Here is a 3,160-nt window from a genome sequence, read left to right on the forward strand (position 1 = left end):
GGCGGGGCAGGGGGGTCGGGCTGCGCGGGCCGGTGGGCCGTCGGTTCTCCCGATGTGGCCGGCCGCTGCGCCGGGCCCGGCAGCAGCAGTTCCACGCGCAGGCCCTTGCCGCGCTGCTGGGTGACGAACTCCTCCACCTGGCTGCGGCACGCGTGGTCGAGGTGGGTCACGCCGGTGAGGTCCAGCCGGATCCGGGGCTTCCCGGACTCGGCGGCGGCCTCCAGCGCCTCGATGAGCTGGGGCAGGCGCAGGAACGTCGCGTTTCCGGCCATCACCACCTTCGCGGTGTCGTCGTCGGTGTCCTGCCTGATGACCGTCTGCGACATGCGCACCGCGGCCAGCACGATGCCCGCCGCCAGGCCGACCAGGACACCCTCCAGAAGGGCCGTCGCCACGATGACCAGTGTGGTGAGCGTCATGACCGCGCACTCCCCGCGGTCCTGTCGCCACATCTTGGGGAACTCCTGCGGAGCGAAGAGCTTCCAGCCGCTGTGGATGAGCACGCCCGCGAGGACCGAGATGGGGATCAGGGCCAGCACCTGGGGGAGCAGGAGGGCGAAGGCCAGCAGCCACAGGCCGTGCAGGGTGCGGGAGAGCCGGGTCTTCGCGCCCGCCTGGACATTGGCCGAACTGCGGGCCACGACCGCCGTGATGGGCAGCGCGCCCAGCAGCCCCGCGACGGTGTTGCCGGCGCCCTGGGCGATCAGCTCGGGGTTGTAGCGGGTGCGCGGCCCGTCGTGCATACGGTCCACGGCGGCCGCGGTGAACAGCGACTCCGCCGAGGCGATCACGGTGAAGGTCAGGATCGCGGTGATGATGCCGGCGTCCGCCAGACCCGCGAACTGCTCCGCTCCTGGCACGTCGACCGAGGCCAGCAGGTTGCCCACCTGGAGGGTCCGCACGTCCACGCCGGGCAGCGCGGCAACCGCGATGCCGATGCCCACGGCGACCAGGGCCGCCGGGACCTTCCCGACCGGGCCGGGCACCTTCTTCCACAGGAAGCTCAGGACGACCGTGAGGATGCCGAGGGCGGCCGCGATCAACGCCTGAGGGTTCCCGGCCGTGTCCGCGAGCAGGCCGGGGACACCGGCCATGTTCTCGATCGGCGTCCCGGGCGCCTTGGCATCGGCCGCCGGGTACGCCTGGCTGAACATCAGCGGCAGGCCGATGCCGGCGAGCATGCCCTGGACGACGGCCAGGGAGATCGCCTGGAAGAACCGGCCGAACCGGACCAGGCCGAGAACGATCTGGAGGAGGCCCGAGAAGAGCACGATCACACCGAGCATGGCCACGCCGTGCTCCAGCACCGTCTCCGCGACCAGCGCCGCGAGACCGGCGGCCGGGCCGCTGACCTGAAGGGTGCTGCCGCGGGCGGCGCCCACCACCAGGCCGCCGATCACCCCCGAGATGATGCCCAGCTCGGCGGGGACACCGGAGGCGACGGCCACGCCGATGCACAGGGGGAGCGCGACCAGGAAGACGACGAGGGACGCGGTGATCTCGGTGACCAGGTCGGTCTTCCGGGCGGGGGCTTTGGGGATGGAGGCTCTGGGGGTGGAGGCGCTGGGGGTGGTGGACGTTCTGGGTGTGGCGGCTGCGGCCGGGGCGGTGGCGTAGGGCTTCGGCCTGGGGAAGCTCTCGGCGACTGTGGCGGCCTCCGTGCCGGCCGGAGCCTCATCGAGGGTGCCGGCCTCGCCGATGACGGATGTCGCCGTGGTGGTGGGAGGCGCCGTGGGCCGGGGTGGCGGCTCGGGGATGCCGGCGTCCGTCCGGAAGGTGCGTCCCGCTCCGTCCGTCGCCGCGCTCCGGCCGCGGGCGTGCCGGGCGTGTGCGCCGCTCATGCCGCGTGCACCCGGAACAGGCCGTCTCCGTCCAGTTCGTGGACCTGGCCGGTGTCCACCTCGTAGTACCAGCCGTGCAGACGCAGCCGTCCCGTGTCGAGACGTCGACGCGCCGCCGGGTGACTCCGCAGCGTGGCCAGCTGGTTGACGACGTTCAGCTGGGCGATGTCCGGCAGCGACGGGTCCTCGACGACGCCGTCCAGGACGGGTGCCAGCCTCGGGCGGGCCAGCTGCAGCCAGGCGTCCACGCCGGGCAGGGCGGACAGGTCGTCGCCGGACTTGAGGGCGCCCATGGCGCCGCAGTGAGAGTGACCGCACACCACGATGTCCTGAACGCCGAGCACCTCCAGTGCGTACTCGACGGTGGCGGCCTCGCCCGAGGCCCCCTGCTGGTCGTGCGGCGGGACGATATTTCCCGCGTTTCGCAGCTCGAATATCTCACCGGGCCGCGCGCCCGTGATCAGAGCGGGTATCACCCGTGAGTCCGAGCAGGTGATGAACAATGCCTCGGGGTATTGGCCCTCGGCCAGTCTCCGGTATTCGCCGCTTTCGAAGTCGACCCGTCGCTTGAACGAGCGAGCGCGGTCCAGCAATGCCTTCACGGTGCCTCCCGGTGGGATTCCCATCGCGGATCAGTGCTGGTCGGAGTGGATTCCGGCCAGATGTGCATCACCGTAGAGGAGCGTTGGCCAGGAGAAGGTTAGAGGAACACTAAACCGCCGACAGGAAGAGGACATTTCTTGTCCGGAGCTGAGCCGCTGATCACATCGCCCTGGATCCGGGCGACGTTTATCGACCATTCTTGTAGCGTGACGATCAACGGAACAGTCGAATTCGGTTCACAGGAGAGACGGGAACGCATGGGCGTACGAGTCCTGCTCATCGAGGACGACCAGACGATCGCCGAACCCCTCGTCGAGGGTCTCGGGCACTTCGGGCTGGCGGTGCGTCACGTCCGTACCGGAACCGAGGGGCTGAGGGGACCGTACGGCGACGTCGTCCTGCTCGACCTGGGGTTGCCGGACGTGGACGGCATCGACGTCTGCCGCGGTATCCGGCGGACCTCCGACGTCCCCCTCATCATCCTCAGCGCGCGGGGCGAGGAGGCCGACCGCGTGCTGGGACTGGAGTTGGGGGCCGACGACTACCTGGCGAAACCATTCAGCATGCGTGAGCTGGTGGCACGGGTCCGGGCGGTGACCCGGCGGACCCAACGGGGAGCGGGAGGTGCGGGTACGGGGGGAGCGGCGGAAGCAGGGCGAGCATGGGGAGCGGAGTTCGACGGAGAGGCCTTCACGGGCATCGCCGCCCCCGGACCC

General features: G+C 70.8%; 3 protein-coding genes. 1 reads left to right on the forward strand and 2 read right to left on the reverse strand.

Annotation, left to right across the window (positions count from 1 at the left end; translation table 11 throughout):
* On the reverse strand, positions 1-1,841 hold a 1,841-nt coding region (locus BM536_RS38945), incomplete at its 3' end, for a SulP family inorganic anion transporter (protein ID WP_245874047.1).
* Positions 1,838-2,443, reverse strand: coding sequence for a carbonic anhydrase (locus BM536_RS38950; RefSeq protein ID WP_073500079.1), 606 nt, complete (start codon positions 2,441-2,443; stop codon positions 1,838-1,840). The genes BM536_RS38945 and BM536_RS38950, both read right to left, overlap by 4 nt.
* Before the next feature lie 258 nt (positions 2,444-2,701).
* On the opposite strand from BM536_RS38950, the gene BM536_RS38955 reads away from it, so the two are divergent.
* Positions 2,702-3,160: response regulator transcription factor (locus BM536_RS38955; protein WP_143651179.1), on the forward strand; the 459-nt coding region annotated here is incomplete at its 3' end.

The organism is Streptomyces phaeoluteigriseus (assembly GCF_001896135.2).
Taxonomy (GTDB): domain Bacteria; phylum Actinomycetota; class Actinomycetes; order Streptomycetales; family Streptomycetaceae; genus Streptomyces; species Streptomyces phaeoluteigriseus.